Genomic DNA, 18,655 nt, shown 5'->3' with positions numbered 1-18,655 from the left:
CGCTCCCACAGGGGACCTTGCGTCGATGCACCTATAACAATTCAAATTGCGGGCCTTGCCATGCGTTCCACCTCAATATCCTCCGTTCCCGCTGTCGAACGTGCGCCCTCGATCCTCGGTGGCGCCATGATCATCGGCGGCACCATCGTCGGTGCCGGCATGTTTTCGCTGCCGGTGATCATGTCCGGCCTGTGGTTCTACGGCTCGGTCGCCGTGCTGCTGTTTGCCTGGTTCTGCACGCTGCATTCAGGCCTGATGATTCTTGAAGCCAACCTCAACTACCGCGAAGGCGCGAGTTTCTCCACGATCACCGGCGATCTGCTCGGGCGTGGCTGGAACCGCTTGAATGGCTTGAGCATCGTGTTTGTCCTCTACACCCTGACCTACGCCTACATTTCAGCCAGCGGTTCGGTGATTCATCACACCGCGCAATCGCTTGGGTTGGCGCTGTCATCGCGCGCCGGCGGTCTGTGTTTCACCCTGCTGGTGGCGTTCATTGTCTGGCTCAGCACCACGGCGGTGAGCCGCATGACCACGCTGGTGTTCGGGGCAAAAATCCTCGCGTTCTTCCTGACCTTCGGCGGCTTGCTCGGCCATGTGCAAAGCACCACGCTGCTCAATCTGAACAACGGCGACAGCCATTACTGGCCCTACCTGCTGGTGACCCTGCCCTTCTGCCTGACCTCGTTCGGTTTTCACGGCAACGTGCCGAGCCTGATGAAGCATTACGGCAAGGATCCGCAACGGATTCGCGCCTGCCTGGTCGGCGGCACCCTGATCGCGCTGGCGCTGTATCTGGTGTGGATGCTGTGCAGCATGGGCAACATTCCCCGCGACGCGTTCAAGGACATTGCTCAGCGCGGCGGCAACATCGATGTCTTGATCAGCGCGCTGGGTTCAAGGCTCAACAGCGCCAACGTCGATCTGCTGCTGACGTTTTTCTCCAACTTCGCCGTGGCCTGTTCATTTCTCGGGGTGACTCTGGGTTTGTTTGATTACCTGGCCGATGTGCTGGGTTTCGATGACAGTCCCGTCGGTCGCCTGCAAACCGCCGCCGTGACCTTCGCGCCGCCGATGCTCGGTGGCTTTCTGTGGCCGGAAGGCTTTCTGCACGCCATCGGTTTCGCCGGGTTGGCGGCGACATTGTGGGCGGTGATCACCCCGGCCCTGCTGGCGCGGGCTTCGCGCAAGCGCTTTGGCAGCCCGCGCTATCGCGTGTGGGGCGGCACGCCGATGATCGTGCTGGTGCTGTTTTTCGGCGTGCTCTGCGCGGTCGCTCATCTGCTGTTCGTGTTTGATTACCTGCCGGTGTGGCGCTGAGGCGTCGCGTTCGGTTTTCCGAACGCGACCTTGTAGTCGATTCGGATAACCGGATCAGTCCGGCAGAAAAACACCGCCACAAAAGTTCAATAACGTTATAAAACAACGAGTTAATCATTTGCGACTGGTCTGGCACGACTCATGCTCTACACTCTCTCGACGAATGCCTGCTGTGCCAACACTTCAGGAGCCGTCAGGCATTCGAAGCACAAAAGGGCCGACGAACTGGCTCCATAAAAAAAACAATTCGAGGAAAATTTGATGCGCATCGTTCCCCATATCCTGGGCGCAGCCATTGCGGCCGCTCTGATCAGCACGCCAGTTTTCGCCGCCGAACTCACCGGCACCCTGAAGAAAATCAACGATTCGGGCACCATCACGCTCGCTCACCGCGACAGCTCCATTCCGTTTTCCTACATCGCGGATGCTTCCGGCAAACCAGTCGGCTACTCCCACGACATTCAAGTGGCTATCGTTGAAGCCCTGAAAAAAGACCTGAACAAGCCAGACCTGCAGGTCAAATACAACCTGGTGACCTCGCAAACCCGCATCCCGCTGATCCAGAACGGCACCGCAGATATCGAGTGCGGCTCGACCACCAACAACACCGAACGCGCCCAGCAGGTCGACTTCACCGTCAACATCTTCGAAATCGGCACCCGTCTGCTGGTCAAGAAAGACAAGGATGGCAAGCCGTCCTACGCTGACTTTGCCGACCTGAAAGGCAAAAACGTCGTGACCACCGCCGGCACCACGTCCGAGCGCATCATCAAAGCGATGAACGCCGACAAGCAGATGGGCATGAACATCATCTCCGCCAAAGACCACGGCGAATCCTTCAACATGCTGGAAAGCGGCCGCGCCGTTGCCTTCATGATGGACGACGCCCTGCTGGCCGGCGAAGAAGCCAAGGCCAAGAAGCCGGCTGACTGGATCATCACCGGTACGCCGCAGTCGTTCGAAGCCTACGCGTGCATGGTTCGTAAAGACGACCCGGCTTTCAAGAAAGCGGTCGATGACGCCATCGTTGCTTTGTACAAATCCGGCGAGATCAACAAGATCTACAGCAAATGGTTCGAGAGCCCGATTCCACCAAAAGGCCTGAACCTGAACTTCCCGATGAGCGACAAGGTAAAAGATCTGATCGCCACCCCGAGCGACAAACCGGCGCCTGACGTAAAAATCTGATTACTGACTAACCTTATTGCCTGAGGGGCCACTTTCCCTCAGGCGTCTGTTACTACCTGCGGGCTGTACTGTGGAACACTCGACCTGGCGGTTTTCGAGCCGATCGCGTGTGCCCGGCGTTCAACGTCGGAAGGGAAAGGATCTTCCCCAAGCGGGTGCTTGTACATCGATCGATCTCGAGGGGAGACCCTAATGAATTACAACTGGGACTGGGGCGTGTTCTTCAAGTCCACCGGCGTTGGCAGCGAGACTTATCTCGACTGGTACATCGCCGGCCTGGGCTGGACCATTGCCATCGCTGTCGTGGCATGGATTATCGCCTTGCTGCTGGGCTCCATTCTGGGGGTCATGCGCACTGTGCCAAACCGCATCGTATCGGGCATCGCGACCTGCTACGTGGAACTGTTTCGCAACGTGCCGCTGCTGGTTCAGCTATTCATCTGGTACTTCCTGGTACCCGACCTGCTGCCGCAAAACCTGCAGGACTGGTACAAACAGGACCTCAACCCGACCACTTCGGCTTACCTGAGCGTTGTCGTGTGCCTGGGCCTGTTCACCGCCGCCCGTGTCTGCGAGCAAGTGCGTACCGGCATCCAGGCGCTGCCACGCGGCCAGGAATCCGCCGCCCGCGCCATGGGTTTCAAGCTGCCGCAGATCTACTGGAACGTGCTGCTGCCCCAGGCCTACCGGATCATCATTCCGCCGCTCACCTCGGAATTCCTCAACGTCTTCAAGAACTCCTCCGTGGCGTCCTTGATCGGTTTGATGGAATTGCTGGCGCAAACCAAACAGACCGCCGAGTTCTCGGCCAACCTGTTTGAAGCCTTCACCCTGGCCACGCTGATCTACTTCACCCTGAACATGAGCCTGATGTTGCTGATGCGCATGGTCGAGAAGAAAGTCGCCGTGCCCGGCCTGATCTCCGTGGGGGGCAAATAATGGACTTCGATTTCAGCGGCATCATCCCCGCTATTCCGGGCCTGTGGAACGGCATGGTCATGACCTTGCAGTTGATGGTCATGGGCGTCGTCGGCGGCATCGTGCTGGGGACGATCCTCGCACTGATGCGCCTGTCGTCGAGCAAACTGCTGTCGCGCGTGGCCGGCGCCTATGTGAACTACTTCCGTTCGATCCCGCTGCTGTTGGTCATCACCTGGTTCTACCTGGCGGTGCCGTTCGTGCTGCGCTGGATCACCGGTGAAGACACGCCGATTGGCGCGTTCACCTCCTGCGTCGTGGCTTTCATGATGTTCGAAGCCGCGTACTTCTGCGAAATCGTCCGGGCCGGTGTGCAGTCGATCCCCAAAGGTCAGATGGCCGCCGCGCAGGCGATGGGCATGACCTATGGGCAGACCATGCGTCTGATCATCCTGCCCCAGGCGTTCCGCAAGATGACGCCGTTGCTGCTGCAACAGTCGATCATCCTGTTCCAGGACACCTCGCTGGTTTACACCGTGGGCCTGGTGGACTTCCTCAACTCCGCCCGCTCCAGCGGCGACATCATTGGCCGCTCCAACGAGTTCCTGATTTTCGCCGGTGTCGTCTACTTCATCATCAGCTTTTCCGCCTCGCTGCTGGTCAAGCGTCTGCAAAAAAGGTTCGCCGTATGATCTCTATCAAGAACATCAACAAGTGGTATGGGGACTTCCAGGTGCTGACTGATTGCAGCACCGAGGTCAAAAAAGGCGAAGTGATCGTGGTCTGCGGCCCGTCGGGTTCCGGCAAGTCGACCCTGATCAAATGCGTCAACGCGCTGGAGCCGTTCCAGAAAGGCGACATCGTCGTCGACGGCACCTCGATTGCCGACTCGAAGACCAACCTGCCAAAACTGCGTTCGCGCGTGGGCATGGTGTTCCAGCATTTCGAGCTGTTCCCGCACCTGACCATCACCGAAAACCTGACCATTGCGCAGATCAAGGTGTTGGGCCGCAGCAAGGAAGAGGCGACCAAAAAAGGCCTGCAACTGCTCGAGCGCGTCGGTTTGTCGGCGCACGCGCACAAGCATCCGGGGCAACTGTCCGGCGGTCAGCAACAACGTGTGGCGATTGCCCGGGCGCTGGCGATGGACCCGATCGTCATGCTGTTCGACGAACCGACCTCGGCGCTTGACCCGGAAATGGTTAACGAAGTGCTCGACGTGATGGTGCAACTGGCCCACGAAGGCATGACCATGATGTGTGTAACCCACGAAATGGGCTTTGCGCGCAAAGTGGCTGACCGGGTGATTTTCATGGACGCCGGCAAGATCATCGAGGACTGCCCGAAAGAGGAATTCTTCGGCGACATCAGTGCCCGCTCCGAGCGCGCGCAGCACTTCCTCGAGAAAATCCTGCAGCACTAAAACCGAGTACTTGCGCCAGCACACTGATCCCTGCGGGAGCGAGCTTGCTCGCGAAAGCGGGCTGACATTCAACATCGATGTTGACTGCTCCGGCCTCTTCGCGAGCAAGCTCGCTCCCACAGGGACAGCGGTGAGCCTGCAAGTGTTGTGGTTGACCCAAGGCATCTGTGATGAAATGCGACCCCAATCTCTATCGCGCCGCGCCGCCATCACTTGCCGTGAAACCCCGTCTGATCCGTCATTTGTTCCTGCCGCCGCTGATCATCGCGCTGATGATCGGATTGGGTTTTGCCGGCTTCTGGATCAGTGAACATTTCGGCATCCGCAGCCTCGGCGAGAACGGCCAGCGTCAGCTGGAACTGCACGCCCGCGCGGTCGAAAGCGAGATCAGCAAATACACCTACCTGCCCAGTCTGCTGGAACTCGAAACGAGTGTGCCGCAGTTGCTGGCCGACCCGACCCCGGAACACCGGCAAACGGTCAACGCTTACCTTGAAGGCCTGAACCGGCGCAGCCGCAGTCGGGCCATTTACGTCATGGACACCACCGGCCGCGTGATGGCCACCAGTAACTGGCGCGATGTCGACAGTTACCTCGGTGAAGACCTGTCCTTCCGCGCCTATTTCCAGAAAGCCGTGCGTGGCGAACCCGGGCGTTTCTACGGCATCGGCAGCACCAACGGCGAGCCCGGTTACTACCTCGCTCACGGTCTCGAAGAGCATGGCAAGATCATCGGCGTCGCCGTGGTCAAAGTGCGCCTCGAAGCCATGGAAGAACGCTGGCAGCGCGCGCGCCTGGAAGCCTTCGTCAGTGATGAAAACGGCATCATCATTCTGTCCAGCGATCCGGCCCGGCGCCTGAAAGCGGTCATTCCGTTGAGCGAAGAGACCAAGGAAAAACTCGCCCGCAGCCTGCAGTACTACTGGTTCCCGCTCAACGAACTGCAACCGCTGGCACGCGAAACCCTGTCCGAAGGCGTGGAGAAACTCACCTTCCCGGCCAACAGCGAAGTGCAGTCCGGCGAGGACGACATCAGCTATCTGGCGCAGACCCGCCCGTTGAGCGACACGCCGTGGAATTTCACCCTGCTCACGCCGTTGCAGGATCTGCGGCGCGAAGCGATCAACCAAGGCATTCTGGTCGCGGTTGCATTTGCTCTGGTGGCGTTTTTGCTGATCGCCTGGAACGAGCGCCGCAAGGTCATCGCCACCCGCCTCGCCGCCCGTGAAGCCTTGCAGGAAGCCAACAATCAACTGGAGCGTCGGATTACCGAACGCACCAGCGACCTGCGCGCCAGCAACGAACGCCTGAAGAGCCAGATCCGCGAACGGCGTCAGGCTGAAGAGACCTTGCGCCGCGCGCAGGATGAACTGGTCCAGGCCGGTAAACTTGCCGCCATCGGCCAGATGTCGACCAGCATCGCCCACGAATTGAACCAGCCGTTGGCAGCGATGCGCACGCTGTCGGGCAACACCGTGCGCTTCCTCGAACGTGGTCAGCTGGATGTTGCCAGCACCAATCTGAAAACCATCAACGAGCTGATTGACCGCATGGGCCGAATCACCGCCAGCCTGCGTTCGTTCGCCCGGCGCGGCGACAACCAGGGCCAGGCCAGCCTCGGCAAAGCCGTAGAGGCAGCGCTGCAATTGCTCGGTGCACGCCTGGAGAGTTCGGCGGTCAACATTCACCGCCAGTTCACTGATGTCCAGGTGCAGATCGACCAGACCCGCCTCGAACAGATTCTGGTCAACCTCATCGGCAACGCCCTCGACGCCATGCAGACGCAACCACAGCCCGAACTGTGGCTGGAGGGCGAAGAGTTCAACGCCAAGTATCGCCTGCGCGTGCGCGACAACGGCCACGGCATCGACGCCGAAGCACGCAAGCATTTGTTCGAGCCGTTTTTCACCACCAAGCCCGGCGAGCAAGGCCTGGGCCTTGGCCTGACGCTTTCCGCCAGCCTCGCGGCCGCCACCGGCGGGCATCTGGGTGTCGAACACCCGGCCAGCGGTGGCACCACCTTCGTCCTCAGTTTACCGTTGGTAAGCCCTACTCCTGCCGAGCCAATATGAACCACGACCTTAGTGTGCTGATCGTCGAAGACGACCCCCATGTCCTGCTCGGCTGCCAGCAGGCGCTGACCCTTGAAGACATTCCCTGCGTCGGCGTCGGCAGTGCCGAGGAGGCGCTGGAAAAGGTTGGCGATAACTTTGCCGGCATCGTCATCAGCGACATCCGCCTGCCGGGCATTGACGGTCTGGAACTGCTGACCCGCCTGAAACAACGTGATCGCAGCCTGCCGGTGGTGCTGATCACCGGTCACGGCGACATTTCCATGGCCGTTGGCGCGATGCAGAAAGGCGCCTACGACTTCATGGAAAAACCGTTCTCGCCGGAGCGTCTGGTCGATGTCGCACGGCGTGCGCTGGAACAACGCAGCCTCGCCCGCGAAGTCTCATCGCTGCGTCGGCAACTGGCCGAGCGTGACTCCCTTGAAGGGCGGATCATCGGGCGCTCGCCGGCGATGCAAAACCTGCGCGAGCTGATCGCCAACGTCGCCGACACCTCGGCCAACGTGTTGATCGAAGGCGAAACCGGCACCGGCAAGGAACTGGTCGCGCGTTGCCTGCACGATTTCAGTCGCCGCCACAGTAAGCAGTTCGTCGCGCTGAACTGCGGCGGTCTGCCGGAAAACCTTTTCGAAAGTGAAATCTTCGGCCACGAAGCCAACGCCTTTACCGGCGCCGGCAAACGCCGCATCGGCAAGATTGAACACGCTGACGGCGGCACGTTGTTCCTCGACGAAGTGGAAAGCATGCCGCTGCCGCTGCAGATCAAACTGCTGCGCGTGTTGCAGGAGCGCACCCTCGAACGCCTCGGTTCGAACCAGAGCGTGGCGGTCGATTGCCGGGTGATTGCGGCGACCAAATCCGACCTCGACGAATCGAGCAAGGCCGGCGAGTTCCGCAGCGACTTGTACTACCGGCTCAACGTGGTAACGCTGGAATTGCCGCCACTGCGCGAGCGCCGCGAAGACATCCTGCAATTGTTCGAACACTTCACCCAGCAATCGGCGCTGCGCTTTGATCGCGCGCTGCCGGAGCTGGACAACCAGACCCTGTCGAACCTGATGAGCCACGACTGGCCGGGCAACGTGCGCGAACTGCGCAACGTCGCCGAACGCTTCGCCCTCGGTTTGCCGGCATTCAAGAAGTCCGGTGCAAGTAGCGGCCAGGGCCTGGCCTTCGCCGAAGCGGTGGAAGCGTTCGAGCGCAACCTGCTCAGCGACGCCCTGCAACGCAGCGGCGGCAACCTGACTCAGGCGAGTCTTGAGTTGGGCATGGCCAAGACCACGCTGTTCGACAAAGTCAAAAAGTACGGGTTGAGCCACTGATGGATCTGATTCTGAAAGCGGCGATCGGCGCTGCGGTGGTGTTGATCCTTGCAGCGTTGTCGAAAACCAGAAACTATTACATCGCAGGACTGGTGCCGCTGTTTCCGACGTTTGCGCTGATTGCGCATTACATCGTCGGCAAGGGACGCTCGGTTGACGATTTGAAGACCACGATCGTGTTCGGCATGTGGTCGATCATTCCGTATTTTGTTTATCTGGCGACGTTGTATGTGATGGTGGATCGGATGCGGCTTGAGGCGTCACTGGCCGTGGCGGCGGTGGCCTGGTTGATGGCTGCCACTGTTTTGGTGACTGTTTGGGTTCGCCTGCACAGCTAAGGTCAAAAGCCACCCTCATCGGAACGCCGCCCGTCCAGCCCTCTCCCAGAGGGAGAGGGGGCCGACCGAGGTGTCTTGCGTCTGACATTGACCTGAAAGATCCAGTTGATTATGGATTCGGTGCAGCACGTTCAGGTCGGCGCAGTACTCAAACATCCCCCAATCAGTCCCCTCTCCCTCCGGGAGAGGGCTAGGGTGAGGGGCTTTTAGCTCTTCAGCTGACGGTGCCACCTTTGGACTCCGCCATAATCTGCCGAATCGCCCCGACAAACGTTTCCACCGGCTGCCCACCCGTCACCGCGTACTGACCGTTAAACACCACAGTCGGCACCGAACTCACACCGCGTTGCAACCACACCTGCTCTTCTTCACGCACCTCATCGGCGAACTCGTCTGACGCCAGAATCGCTTCGGCGCGCTGCCGGTCCAGGCCGACGCTCTCAGCAATCAGCAGCAATTGCGGGTGATCCGACGGGTTGCCGCCATCGCTGAAATACGCCTTGAACAGCGCCTCTTTCAACGGCAGCTGCACACCTTCAAGCCCTGCCCAATACAACAAGCGGTGCGCATCGAACGTGTTGTAAATGCGGCTGTTGCCATCAGTGCGAAACGCGAAACCGAGTTCGGCACCACGGGCGCGGATGGCTTCACGATTTTTCTGCGATTGCTCGGGGGTAGAGCCGTATTTTTCGTGGATGTGCTCGGCGATGTTCTGCCCGTCGGCGGCCATCTTCGGATTCAGTTCGAACGGCTGGAAGCGAATCTCGGCCTGCACTTCATTGCGCAGGATTTCCAACGCCTGCAACAAGCCATACAAACCGACGACGCACCACGGGCAGGAGACATCGCTGACAAAGTCGATTTTCAAAGCGGAACTCATCACACACCTCGCGAGGGGAAATCGTGCGGGAAAGTTTGCACGATACACCTGGGCAAGGTTTTGTGGTGACTGTAACGCCCCCTTCGCGAGCAAGCTCGCTCCCACATATAGATCGCATTCCCCTGTGGGAGCGAGCTTGCTCGCGAAGGGGCCATGACCAACACCACACGTTCCTCGGTTACAACAGATTCCCACCCACCACCGGCTCAATCTGCGCCCAATGCGAAGTGTCTTCACGATGCGCCTGCAAATACGGCAACACCGCCGCCAGCAACGGTTCCTTGAAGGCCTCCTGAAAACGATGGGCCAACCCCGGAATCAGCTTCAACTGACTGCCACGAATGTGCGCCGCCAGATGCACGCCATGCATCACCGGCAACAATGGATCGGCCGTGCCATGCACCACCAGCGTCGGTACGCGTAACTGATTGAGCAAGGCCACCCGGCTCGGCTCGGCGAGGATCGCCATGATCTGGCGCTTCACACCCTCCGGGTTGAACGCCCGGTCATACGAGACGGCCGCCTGATGCAACAGCGCCTGGCGGTCATCGCTCACCGCCGGGCTGCCCAGCGCCGCCAGCAAATCGGCCTGCTGCTCCAGCGCCACTTGCCGATTCGGCGCGCCACGCCGGGATAACAATTGCACCAGCGCCGCACTCGGCGCCGGCAGGCCTTCAGCGCCGGAGGTGGTCATGATCAGCGTCAGGCTCTCGACCCGCTGCGGCGCCATCGCCGCCATGTGCTGGGCGATCATCCCGCCCATGCTCGCGCCGAGAACATGAAACTGCTCGGCGTGCAGCGCCGACATCAGGCCCAGCGCGTCGTCGGCCATGTCGGTCAGGCTGTAGGGCGCCGCGACCGGCAAGCCGAGTTTGTAGCGCAGCACTTCAAAGGTCAGATTGGCCTCAAGCGGGGCCTGGCGCCAGGTCGACAGACCAACATCGCGGTTGTCATAACGAATCACCCGAAAGCCTTGCTGACACAGCGCGACCACCACCTCATCCGGCCAGTGAATCAACTGCCCGCCCAGCCCCATCACCAGCAACAACGCCGGGTCCGAAGCGCGACCAATGCTTTGATAAGCAAGGCTGACTTGTTGCAGATCGACGTGCTCGGTCGGCACGTTGACATCGCAACGCGCCGCCGCCATTGACGGCCCACCGAACAAAAGCGCGGCCAACATGGCCGCGACCGATAAAAACACCTTGTGCATGAAAAACACCGAAACGCAGAACCCCAGTAGAGCGCGAGTCTGATGAAGTTTGTACAAGCGCGCTGCCACAGTTGCGTGACAGTTTGATGAAGAGTGCCGAGCGGTCATTGCTCATGCGCGATCAGCCGCTGTCGACAGCCTCACCAACATGAGACAAACTCACCGCCATCGCTTAATCGACAAATTTTGTTCATGGAGCCCCCGGTGCTTGAGATCCGTCATCTGAAAACCCTGCATGCCCTGCGCGAAGCCGACAGCCTCGTCGATGCGGCTGATCGTCTGCATCTGACGCAGTCGGCGCTGTCCCACCAGTTCAAGGAACTGGAAGAGCGCCTGGGCATGCAGTTGTTTGTGCGCAAGACCAAACCGGTGCGTTTCACCAGTGCCGGTTTGCGCCTGCTGCAACTGGCCGACGCCACGCTGCCACTGCTGCGCGCGGCCGAGCGGGATATCAGCCGACTCGCCGGGGGCACCGCCGGACGTTTGCACATGGCCATCGAATGCCACAGTTGCTTTCAGTGGCTGATGCCGACCATCGACCAGTTCCGCGATGCGTGGCCGGAAGTTGAACTGGACCTGGCGTCGGGATTCTCGTTTGCACCGCTGCCGGCGCTGGCCCGTGGCGATCTGGACCTGGTGGTGACGTCCGATCCACTGGACATCGCCGGCATCACTTACGTGCCGCTGTTTACCTACGAAGCGATGCTCGCGGTGGCCAATCAGCACGCATTGGCAAGCAAACCGTACATCGTGCCGGAAGACCTGCTCACAGAAACGCTGATCACCTATCCGGTGGAACGCGATCGCCTCGACATCTTCACGCGGTTCCTCGAACCGGCCGACATTGAACCGGCGCAGGTGCGCACCTCGGAGCTGTCGGTGATGATGATGCAATTGGTCGCCAGCGGCCGCGGCGTGTGTGGCATGCCGCACTGGGCGCTGCATGAATACAGCTCGCGCGGTTACGTGAAGGCCAAGCGCCTCGGTGAGAAAGGTTTGTTCGCCACGCTGTACGCGGCGATTCGCGCCGACATGCTGGATGCGCCGTACATGCGCGATTTCCTGCTGACGGCCAAGGACACCTCGTTCTCGACCCTGGACGGTGTCAGCGCGGTGCGTTGACTCGCTCCCACAGGGTTAAATGGGGTGTCAGAGTTGGCGCCACATGTGGATCTTGTCGAAATAATCTTCGCCCACTCGCACCGCCAGCGGTTCGAGGCCGTACTGGATGAAGCCGCAGCGCTGGTAGAGGTTGAACGCAGCCGCATTGCCGGCGGTGACGGTCAATTGGATGAGTTTCAGCGCGGGATGATTTTGCGCTTCGGCGAGGGCCGCCTGCACCAGCTCAAAGCCCAAACCGTGCTGACGAAAGTCCGCCGACACATACATGCCAAATAACGTGGCTTTGTGTCGGGCCTTCTCGCGTGGCTCGAATGCCAGGCCGACAATGCCTGCCAACGTGCCGGCTTCGAACGCGCCGAGAACGACGTCGAGCTTGCTGGTCAGGCGCCCTTCCCACCAGCTTAGCGGCATCACCGCGCGCTCACGCACACTGGAAGTGAAGGCCTGCGGATGCCGGTCATAAGCCTCAAGCATCAGCTCGCGATAAGCCAGGGCGTGGCTGGCATCCAGACGTTCGATCCACATGGTCAAGCCGTCCTGCGTTGCTCAAGCATCAGACGCAACGCGAGGCCGCCAAGGACAAAACCCATGAAGTAACGCTGCAGCGCCAGCCACGTCGGGTTACGCACGAACCACGTTGCAATGCCCGCCGCGAACAGCGCGATCAGCAGGTTGACGCTGAAACTGACGCTGATCTGGGTCAGGCCAAGGATGATGCTCTGAGTGAACACGGAACCGTGCTCAGGCGTGATGAACTGCGGAAACACCGAGAGGTAGAACACGGCGATTTTGGGGTTCAGCGCGCTGGTAAGGAAACCCATGGTGATCAGTTTGCGCGACGAATCCGGCGGCAATTGCTGCGCTTCGAACGGCGAGCGCGCGCCGGGCTTGACCGCTTGCCAGGCCAGCCACAGCAGGTACAGCGCACCGGCCCACTTCAACACTTCATAGGCCATCGGCACCGCGAGGAACACCGCGGTCAACCCGGCTGCTGCGGCAAACATGTGCACAAAGAAGCCCGCGACCACGCCCAACAACGAGGTAACCCCGGCCTTGCGCCCCTGACAGATCGAACGCGAGATCAGGTAGATCATGTTCGGCCCCGGTGTCAGCACCATCAACAAGGCTGCAGCGGCGAAGATCAGCAAGTCTTGAAGCGGGATCATGGCAAAGTCCTTTGCGAGGATGATCAGGCGATGGCCGTCAATGATTGGCGATAAAACGGCAGGATCAGGTCGCGTGTCAATGGCGCCAGATCGACGGCTGGATCAGTGGCGGGATCGACCCAGATCACCTCTTCGATTTCCGCTGCCGGCGTGACCTCGGCGTCGATGCTCAGCTGGAAGATCTGCGCCTGAACAACAAAGCCCGGCTCATTGGCGGCGGGGGCGGAAAACTCGCCGAGGAACGTCGCCTGCGCCGGATTGATCTGCAAGCCCAGTTCCTCTTCGAGCTCCCGCGCCAGCGCGTGCACCGGCAACTCATGCGCTTCAATCTTGCCGCCCGGTTGCATGAACGCCGTGGTACCGCGCTTGCGCACCAGCAGGGTGTGGCCGTCGGCACCGATCAACAGGGCGGCGGCGATGCGAATGATGCGGGGCGAAGCGGCGGAGATGAGCGTCATGGGTCGATTCAGGCCTTGGTTAAAAGGACGCTAGGATCCCACGCTCATCGGCATCGCGTCACTGACGAAGACAATCGTCTATGCCGTTTCCTGGAAATCCATTTCCGGCGGCTGGCGACGGAAGCCACCGGTGAGCACCGCCAGATAAACCACACCCACCGCCAGCCAGCTCAGGCCCAGGTAAACCGCCAGGTGATCAAGGCTGACCATCAGCCACAAATCCGCGACCAGACCGATAAACGGGAAGAGCAAAAACAGCACCGCCTCACGCGGGCCTTTTTTCTCGCCGCCGATCCAGTAATGGAAAATCACCGAGAGGTTGACCAGGCTGAACGCCAGGAACGCGCCGAAGTTGATGAACGACGTCGAGGTGGTCACATCGAGTTTCAGCGCCAGCAACGCCACCACCGCACACAGCAGGATGCTGTTGACCGGTGTGCCGAAGCGCGCGTGCAAAGTGCCGAAGAACGACTTCGGCAACACACCATCGCGGCCCATGGCGAACAGCAGTCGCGAGCCGCTGGCCTGCGCCGACAGCCCCGAGGCGAACTGGCCGACAATCAAACCGATCAGAAAGATCGACACGAACAGATCGCCGCCGATGTTGCGGGCGATTTCATAGGCCGCCGAATCGACACTGTCGAACTGGAACGACGGGTGCGCGATCTGCACGAAGTACGAAACGCCGACGAAGATCAGCCCGCCGATCAAGGTGATCAGCATGATTGCCCGTGGGATGGTGCGGCGTGGATCGCGGGTTTCTTCGGTCAAGGTGCTGACCGCATCGAAGCCAAGGAACGAATAGCAGGCAATCGCCCCACCGCTCATGATCAGTGGCATGTGCATGTCGCCGTTGAAGAACGGCTTGATCGACCACAACGGCGTGCTCGCATCGCCGCCGATGTAGTGCACGCACAGCGCGACGAAAGCGATCAACACCAGAAACTGCACCAGCATCAGCAAGGCGTTGATGCCGTTGGCCAGTTTCAGGCCAATAATGTTGATCGCGCTGGTGATGCCGATGAACGCCAGCACCCAGATCCATTGCGGGATCGACGGGAACGCCGACGCCAGGTACGCCGCGCCGATCAGCCAGATCGCCATCGGCAGAAACAGGTAATCGAGTAGCACCGCCCAGCCGGCGATGAAGCCGAGTTTCGGGCTGATCGCCTTGCGCACGTAGCTGTAGGCGGAACCGGCGACGGGGAACGCAGCGGCCATGCGGCCGTAGCTCATCGCGGTGAAAAACATCGCCACCAGTGCCGCCAGATACGCGGCGGGCACCATGCCCGCGGTGGATTGGGCGAGGATGCCGAAGGTGCCGAGGACGATGATCGGCGTCATGTAGGCGATGCCGAACAGCACCACCGAGCCTAATGAAAGAGTGCGCTGCAGATGAGCCATGGGCGACTTACTCCGAATTTTATTGGATTTATGGCAGAGCCGAGTTCGGCGAATGTTTCGGGTGTGGCTTTGTTGTTCTGGTGTGGCTTGAGTTTTGTGTTCGACTTGAAATTTTTGCCCCCTCACCCCAGCCCTCTCCCCCAAGGGGGCGAGGGGGAAAGGGAGCCGATCTCTGTGGGTTTCAAATCCTCAGTTCGACTCGGTATTTCAGGTCGGCGTACTTCGCACAATCAACTCGGTCAGTCCCCTCTCCCCCCGGGAGAGGGTTAGGGTGAGGGCATCGGTCAACGCTGTGGAATCAACAATTCACGACCACCACCGCTGTGCTCCACCACCTCCCCCGGCAACTTCAAACGCTGATCATCCAGATAGCGGTAATCCTTGCGCGCAATCTGCAATTGAGCGAAATCCAGCTCAACGCTGAACGTGCCTTCTTCGCGCCCGGCCTCGAACAACAGCGAGCCCAGCGGATCGACCAGCGCACTGCCACCGGCAAACATCAAACCGTCGTCCCCCGCCTCCACGCGGTTGACCATCAGCGCAAACGCCTGATTCTCTTGGGCACGGGCCATGATCGCGGTGCGGTGGGTCGGGCCGTACGGGTCCATGTTGCCGTTGGTGACGATGAGCAATTCCACCCCCAACTGCGCGAGGGCACGGGCGGACTCCGGGAACTCGATGTCGTAGCAGATCAACAACCCGACGCGCACGCCGTTCCACTCGCACGTGGCGTAACGATCACCGGCCTCGAACACACCGCGATCCGACGCCCACAAATGCGTCTTGCGGTATTTCAGGGCGATGCCTTCCGGCGTGATCAACAGCGTGGTGTTGTAGAAGCGGCCGTTGTCGTTCTCGCCCATGCCGATGACCACGGCGATATTGCGCTGACGGGCGGCGGCGAGCACGGCACTGACCGTCGGACCGTCGAGCGGCTCGGCCGTTTGCGCAACGGTTTCAGCGCTCGGAAAGCCCATCAGGTGAGTTTCCGGAAACACGATCAACTGCGTGTCGGCTGCACACGCGCCAATCGCCGCCAGTGCGCGTTCGAGGTTGTAGGCCGTGGCATTGTCACGGCCCGCCAGTTGGGCGAGTTCGACTTTCATGGGAATTCCTTGTGATGAGCGCCGGGCGCTGAAAGATTGCCCGGTGGCTGTCTGTGGCCCAGTATGCGCAGCAAGCAGCCGGCCAGGGAATCACGCGGCCGGGGTAACCCGATAGGGGTAGATCGATGACACTTTCGTTTGACGACATCACCTGGCACCGCGCCGTCGGGCAACTGATCGACGCGCTCGACAAGCCGAATTTCTGGGCGCAACTGGTGCGTCTGCTCGACCAGTACGTGCCGTTCGATAGCTGGGTGGCGCTGCTGTTCAGCGCCGATCAACACCCGCAGGTCTTTGCTGAATGCCCCGGCGAAGACGGCAGTCCCGACCAGCTGTTTCAGGATTATCTGCGCGGTCTGTACCTGCTCGACCCGTTCTACATCGCCTGCCGTGAGCAATCGCGCACCGGTCTGTATCGCCTCTCGGAGGTGGCGCCGGAGCACTTCGAGCTGACCGAGTATTACCAGCGATACTTTCGTCTGAATGTGGTGGCCGACGAAATCCAGTTCAATTATCAGCTCGAAGGCGATCGCACGTTGTGCCTGTCACTGGGCAGCGAAAAGCGTTTCAGTGGTGAGCAAATTGCCCTGCTGTCGCTGATCCAGCCGTGGGTGCTCGGCCTGTTACGCCAGCGGCTACCTTATGAAATCAACGAAACCGTAGCGCTCGCCGCCACACCTGCGCAGGCAGACTGGCGCGTGCAACTGGAAGCGTCGGTGCAGCAACTCAAGGGTGCACAACTGACAGCCCGCGAACTGGATGTCGGGCGCTTGATGCTCAGCGGTTGCTCCAGTAAAGAAATCGCCCGTAAGCTGGAAATCTCCGTAGAAACCGTGAAAGTCCATAAGAAACACATGTACAGCAAGCTGGGGATCAAATCCCAGTCCGAGCTGTTTTCGATTTTTCTTCAGGCACAAAACGCCTGAAACAGCGCGATTTACACTTTTTTGTGGGAGCGAGCTTGCTCGCGAAGGGGCCATCACATCCAACATTCATGTTGGCTGATCCACCGTATTCGCGAGCAAGCTCGCTCCCACAAGGAACTGCGGCGCTGATTATTCCGAGTCCGAACCCAAGGAAACCGTATGAGCCTGTCACTCCTGAGCCGCTACGCCTTCTTTGCCGTCTGCGTGATTTTCACCCTCGCCAGCCTGCCTTTCCTCGAACATGACTGGCTGTGGCCGATCACTGCCGTCACTGGCGTGCTGAGCCTGATCGGTCTGTTCGACCTGCTGCAGAGCCCGCACGCGGTGCGGCGTAACTACCCGATCCTCGGCAACATCCGCTATCTGGTCGAAGGCATCCGCCCGGAAATCCGACAATACCTGCTCGAGTCCGACAGCGACGCCCTGCCCTTCTCCCGCGCGCAACGTTCGCTGGTCTATTCGCGAGCGAAAAACGAAACCGCCGACAAACCGTTCGGCACGCTGATCGATGTCTACCAATCGGGTTTCGAATTCATCGGCCATTCGATGCGTCCGGCACCGCTGAGCGACCCGAGCAGTTTCCGTGTCACCGTCGGCGGCCCGCAGTGTTCGCAGCCGTACTCGGCGTCGGTGTTCAACATCTCGGCAATGAGCTTCGGCTCGCTCAGCGCCAACGCGATTCGCGCGTTGAACCAGGGCGCCAAACTCGGCAACTTCGCCCACGACACCGGTGAAGGCAGCATCAGCCCGTACCATCGCGAACACGGCGGCGACCTGACCTGGGAACTGGGCAGTGGCTACTTCGGCTGCCGCACCAGCGACGGCCGTTTCGACCCGGAACGCTTCGCCACTCAAGCGCAAAATCCGCAAGTGCGGATGATCGAAATCAAGATGAGCCAGGGCGCCAAACCCGGCCACGGCGGCATCCTGCCCAAACACAAAGTCACCAAGGAAATTGCCGAAACCCGTGGAATCATGATGGGCGAAGACTGCGTGTCGCCGTCACGCCACAGCGCGTTTTCCACACCCATCGAGATGATGCAGTTCATCCAGCAACTGCGCGAACTGTCCGGCGGCAAACCGGTGGGCTTCAAGTTCTGCCTCGGCCATCCGTGGGAGTTCATGGGCATCGCCAAAGCCATGCTGGAAACCGGCATTCTTCCGGACTTCATCGTCGTAGACGGCAAGGAAGGTGGCACCGGCGCTGCACCGGTGGAATTCACCGATCACATCGGCGTGCCGATGCGCGAAGGTCTGCTGTTCGTTCACAACACGTTGGTCGGTCTGAACCTGCGCGACAAGATCAAACTCGGCGCCAGCGGCAAGATCGTCAGCGCCTTCGACATCGCCAGCGTGCTGGCCATCGGCGCCGACTGGGCCAACTCCGCACGCGGCTTCATGTTCGCCATCGGCTGCATCCAGTCGCAGTCTTGCCACACCAACAAATGCCCGACCGGCGTGGCCACGCAGGACGCCCTGCGCCAACGCGCCCTGGTGGTACCGGACAAGGCGCAGCGCGTGTTCAACTTCCACCGCAATACGTTGAAGGCGCTGGCGGAAATGCTCGCCGCGGCCGGGCTTGAGCATCCGTCACAACTGTCGGCCAAGCATCTGGTGCGCCGCATGTCGGCGACCGAGATCAAATTGTTCTCGCAGTTGCATGTGTTCCTGAAACCGGGAGAGTTGCTCACCGGGGAAGTGAATGGCGAGTTCTATTCGCGGATGTGGCAGATGGCGCGGGCGGACAGTTTTGAGCCGCAGGAAGTGGCGGCGGCCTGAACCTGCATGAAGCGTCAGTC

The 18,655-nt window shown here is 60.4% G+C and carries 18 protein-coding genes; 11 read left to right on the top strand and 7 right to left on the bottom strand.

Features of this window, described 5'->3' with window-relative positions:
- Window positions 1-60: 60 nt before the first annotated feature.
- From mtr to A8O26_RS16720, 8 genes are all read left to right on the top strand, one after another.
- A complete protein-coding gene (gene mtr, locus A8O26_RS16755) occupies window positions 61-1,320 on the top strand; it encodes a tryptophan permease (RefSeq protein WP_064118979.1) in 1,260 nt (419 codons plus the stop codon).
- 261 nt (window positions 1,321-1,581) lie between these two features.
- Entirely contained in the window at window positions 1,582-2,508 is a 927-nt protein-coding gene (locus tag A8O26_RS16750) for a glutamate/aspartate ABC transporter substrate-binding protein (protein ID WP_064118978.1), read from the top strand.
- Between the two features lie 192 nt (window positions 2,509-2,700).
- On the top strand, window positions 2,701-3,447 hold the full coding sequence (locus A8O26_RS16745; RefSeq protein ID WP_057012160.1) for an amino acid ABC transporter permease: 747 nt from the start codon (window positions 2,701-2,703) through the stop codon (window positions 3,445-3,447).
- Window positions 3,447-4,118, top strand: coding sequence for an amino acid ABC transporter permease (locus A8O26_RS16740; protein WP_003227756.1), 672 nt, complete (start codon window positions 3,447-3,449; stop codon window positions 4,116-4,118). The genes A8O26_RS16745 and A8O26_RS16740 overlap by 1 nt, the downstream gene beginning before the upstream one ends.
- Window positions 4,115-4,849, top strand: coding sequence for an amino acid ABC transporter ATP-binding protein (locus A8O26_RS16735; protein ID WP_007963947.1), 735 nt, complete (start codon window positions 4,115-4,117; stop codon window positions 4,847-4,849). The genes A8O26_RS16740 and A8O26_RS16735 overlap by 4 nt, the downstream gene beginning before the upstream one ends.
- 170 nt (window positions 4,850-5,019) lie before the next feature.
- A complete protein-coding gene (locus A8O26_RS16730; protein WP_064118977.1) occupies window positions 5,020-6,921 on the top strand; it encodes a sensor histidine kinase in 1,902 nt (633 codons plus the stop codon).
- A 44-nt stretch (window positions 6,922-6,965) separates the two neighbouring features.
- A complete protein-coding gene (locus tag A8O26_RS16725) occupies window positions 6,966-8,243 on the top strand; it encodes a sigma-54-dependent transcriptional regulator (protein ID WP_253756912.1) in 1,278 nt (425 codons plus the stop codon).
- 8 nt (window positions 8,244-8,251) lie between these two features.
- The gene (locus A8O26_RS16720) at window positions 8,252-8,581 is read left to right on the top strand and encodes a GlpM family protein (RefSeq protein WP_172828174.1); all 330 of its coding nucleotides are present in this window, start codon (window positions 8,252-8,254) and stop codon (window positions 8,579-8,581) included.
- A gap of 214 nt (window positions 8,582-8,795) precedes the next feature.
- On the opposite strand, the gene A8O26_RS16715 is transcribed toward A8O26_RS16720, so the two are convergent.
- Together A8O26_RS16715 and A8O26_RS16710 are read right to left on the bottom strand one after the other, a co-directional pair.
- Window positions 8,796-9,461: a DsbA family oxidoreductase gene (locus tag A8O26_RS16715; RefSeq protein ID WP_064118974.1), complete on the bottom strand. Its 666-nt coding sequence runs from the start codon at window positions 9,459-9,461 to the stop codon at window positions 8,796-8,798.
- 178 nt (window positions 9,462-9,639) lie between these two features.
- Window positions 9,640-10,674 carry an alpha/beta fold hydrolase gene (locus A8O26_RS16710; RefSeq protein ID WP_064118973.1) on the bottom strand — a complete coding sequence of 345 codons (1,035 nt, stop codon included), beginning with the start codon at window positions 10,672-10,674 and terminating at the stop codon, window positions 9,640-9,642.
- Between the two features lie 204 nt (window positions 10,675-10,878).
- Between A8O26_RS16710 and metR the strand changes: the two genes are divergently transcribed.
- The gene (gene metR, locus A8O26_RS16705) at window positions 10,879-11,796 is read left to right on the top strand and encodes a transcriptional regulator MetR (protein ID WP_064118972.1); all 918 of its coding nucleotides are present in this window, start codon (window positions 10,879-10,881) and stop codon (window positions 11,794-11,796) included.
- Between the two features lie 27 nt (window positions 11,797-11,823).
- Here metR and A8O26_RS16700 read toward each other — a convergent pair whose 3' ends face one another.
- From A8O26_RS16700 to A8O26_RS16680, 5 genes are all read right to left on the bottom strand, one after another.
- Window positions 11,824-12,321, bottom strand: a complete 498-nt coding sequence (locus A8O26_RS16700; protein WP_064118971.1) for a GNAT family N-acetyltransferase — start codon at window positions 12,319-12,321, stop codon at window positions 11,824-11,826.
- Between the two features lie 2 nt (window positions 12,322-12,323).
- Complete coding sequence (locus A8O26_RS16695) at window positions 12,324-12,962, bottom strand: LysE family translocator (RefSeq protein ID WP_064118970.1); 639 nt, start codon at window positions 12,960-12,962, stop codon at window positions 12,324-12,326.
- Window positions 12,963-12,985: 23 nt separating this feature from the next.
- Window positions 12,986-13,420, bottom strand: coding sequence for an NUDIX hydrolase (locus A8O26_RS16690; RefSeq protein ID WP_064118969.1), 435 nt, complete (start codon window positions 13,418-13,420; stop codon window positions 12,986-12,988).
- Window positions 13,421-13,498: 78 nt separating this feature from the next.
- Window positions 13,499-14,824, bottom strand: a complete 1,326-nt coding sequence (locus A8O26_RS16685) for an APC family permease (protein ID WP_064118968.1) — start codon at window positions 14,822-14,824, stop codon at window positions 13,499-13,501.
- 284 nt (window positions 14,825-15,108) lie between these two features.
- Window positions 15,109-15,930 (bottom strand): carbon-nitrogen hydrolase family protein, encoded by an 822-nt coding sequence (locus tag A8O26_RS16680; protein ID WP_064118967.1) that lies wholly within the window; start codon window positions 15,928-15,930, stop codon window positions 15,109-15,111.
- Window positions 15,931-16,055: 125 nt separating this feature from the next.
- Here A8O26_RS16680 and A8O26_RS16675 point away from each other — a divergent pair, with 125 nt between their 5' ends.
- Both A8O26_RS16675 and A8O26_RS16670 read left to right on the top strand, forming a co-directional pair.
- Window positions 16,056-16,856 (top strand): helix-turn-helix transcriptional regulator, encoded by an 801-nt coding sequence (locus tag A8O26_RS16675; RefSeq protein WP_064118966.1) that lies wholly within the window; start codon window positions 16,056-16,058, stop codon window positions 16,854-16,856.
- Between the two features lie 159 nt (window positions 16,857-17,015).
- Complete coding sequence (locus A8O26_RS16670; protein WP_064118965.1) at window positions 17,016-18,635, top strand: FMN-binding glutamate synthase family protein; 1,620 nt, start codon at window positions 17,016-17,018, stop codon at window positions 18,633-18,635.
- Window positions 18,636-18,655 lie beyond the last annotated feature (20 nt).

Origin of the sequence: Pseudomonas fluorescens, from assembly GCF_001648775.1 — a bacterium.
Lineage (GTDB): Bacteria > Pseudomonadota > Gammaproteobacteria > Pseudomonadales > Pseudomonadaceae > Aquipseudomonas > Aquipseudomonas fluorescens_M.
Note: the sequence above shows the minus strand (reverse complement) of the source record. Positions and strands in the feature narration are given on the sequence as shown.

What these genes read in the sequence shown, in the direction of transcription:
- mtr (WP_064118979.1), top strand. Translation starts at nt 61, where the DNA reads ATGCGTTCCACCTCAATATCCTCCGTTCCCGCTGTCGAACGTGCGCCC.
- A8O26_RS16750 (WP_064118978.1), top strand. Translation starts at nt 1,582, where the DNA reads ATGCGCATCGTTCCCCATATCCTGGGCGCAGCCATTGCGGCCGCTCTG.
- A8O26_RS16745 (WP_057012160.1), top strand. Translation starts at nt 2,701, where the DNA reads ATGAATTACAACTGGGACTGGGGCGTGTTCTTCAAGTCCACCGGCGTT.
- A8O26_RS16740 (WP_003227756.1), top strand. Translation starts at nt 3,447, where the DNA reads ATGGACTTCGATTTCAGCGGCATCATCCCCGCTATTCCGGGCCTGTGG.
- A8O26_RS16735 (WP_007963947.1), top strand. Translation starts at nt 4,115, where the DNA reads ATGATCTCTATCAAGAACATCAACAAGTGGTATGGGGACTTCCAGGTG.
- A8O26_RS16730 (WP_064118977.1), top strand. Translation starts at nt 5,020, where the DNA reads ATGAAATGCGACCCCAATCTCTATCGCGCCGCGCCGCCATCACTTGCC.
- A8O26_RS16715 (WP_064118974.1), bottom strand. Translation starts at nt 9,461, where the DNA reads ATGAGTTCCGCTTTGAAAATCGACTTTGTCAGCGATGTCTCCTGCCCG.
- A8O26_RS16710 (WP_064118973.1), bottom strand. Translation starts at nt 10,674, where the DNA reads ATGCACAAGGTGTTTTTATCGGTCGCGGCCATGTTGGCCGCGCTTTTG.
- A8O26_RS16700 (WP_064118971.1), bottom strand. Translation starts at nt 12,321, where the DNA reads ATGTGGATCGAACGTCTGGATGCCAGCCACGCCCTGGCTTATCGCGAG.
- A8O26_RS16695 (WP_064118970.1), bottom strand. Translation starts at nt 12,962, where the DNA reads ATGATCCCGCTTCAAGACTTGCTGATCTTCGCCGCTGCAGCCTTGTTG.
- A8O26_RS16690 (WP_064118969.1), bottom strand. Translation starts at nt 13,420, where the DNA reads ATGACGCTCATCTCCGCCGCTTCGCCCCGCATCATTCGCATCGCCGCC.
- A8O26_RS16685 (WP_064118968.1), bottom strand. Translation starts at nt 14,824, where the DNA reads ATGGCTCATCTGCAGCGCACTCTTTCATTAGGCTCGGTGGTGCTGTTC.
- A8O26_RS16680 (WP_064118967.1), bottom strand. Translation starts at nt 15,930, where the DNA reads ATGAAAGTCGAACTCGCCCAACTGGCGGGCCGTGACAATGCCACGGCC.
- A8O26_RS16675 (WP_064118966.1), top strand. Translation starts at nt 16,056, where the DNA reads ATGACACTTTCGTTTGACGACATCACCTGGCACCGCGCCGTCGGGCAA.
- A8O26_RS16670 (WP_064118965.1), top strand. Translation starts at nt 17,016, where the DNA reads ATGAGCCTGTCACTCCTGAGCCGCTACGCCTTCTTTGCCGTCTGCGTG.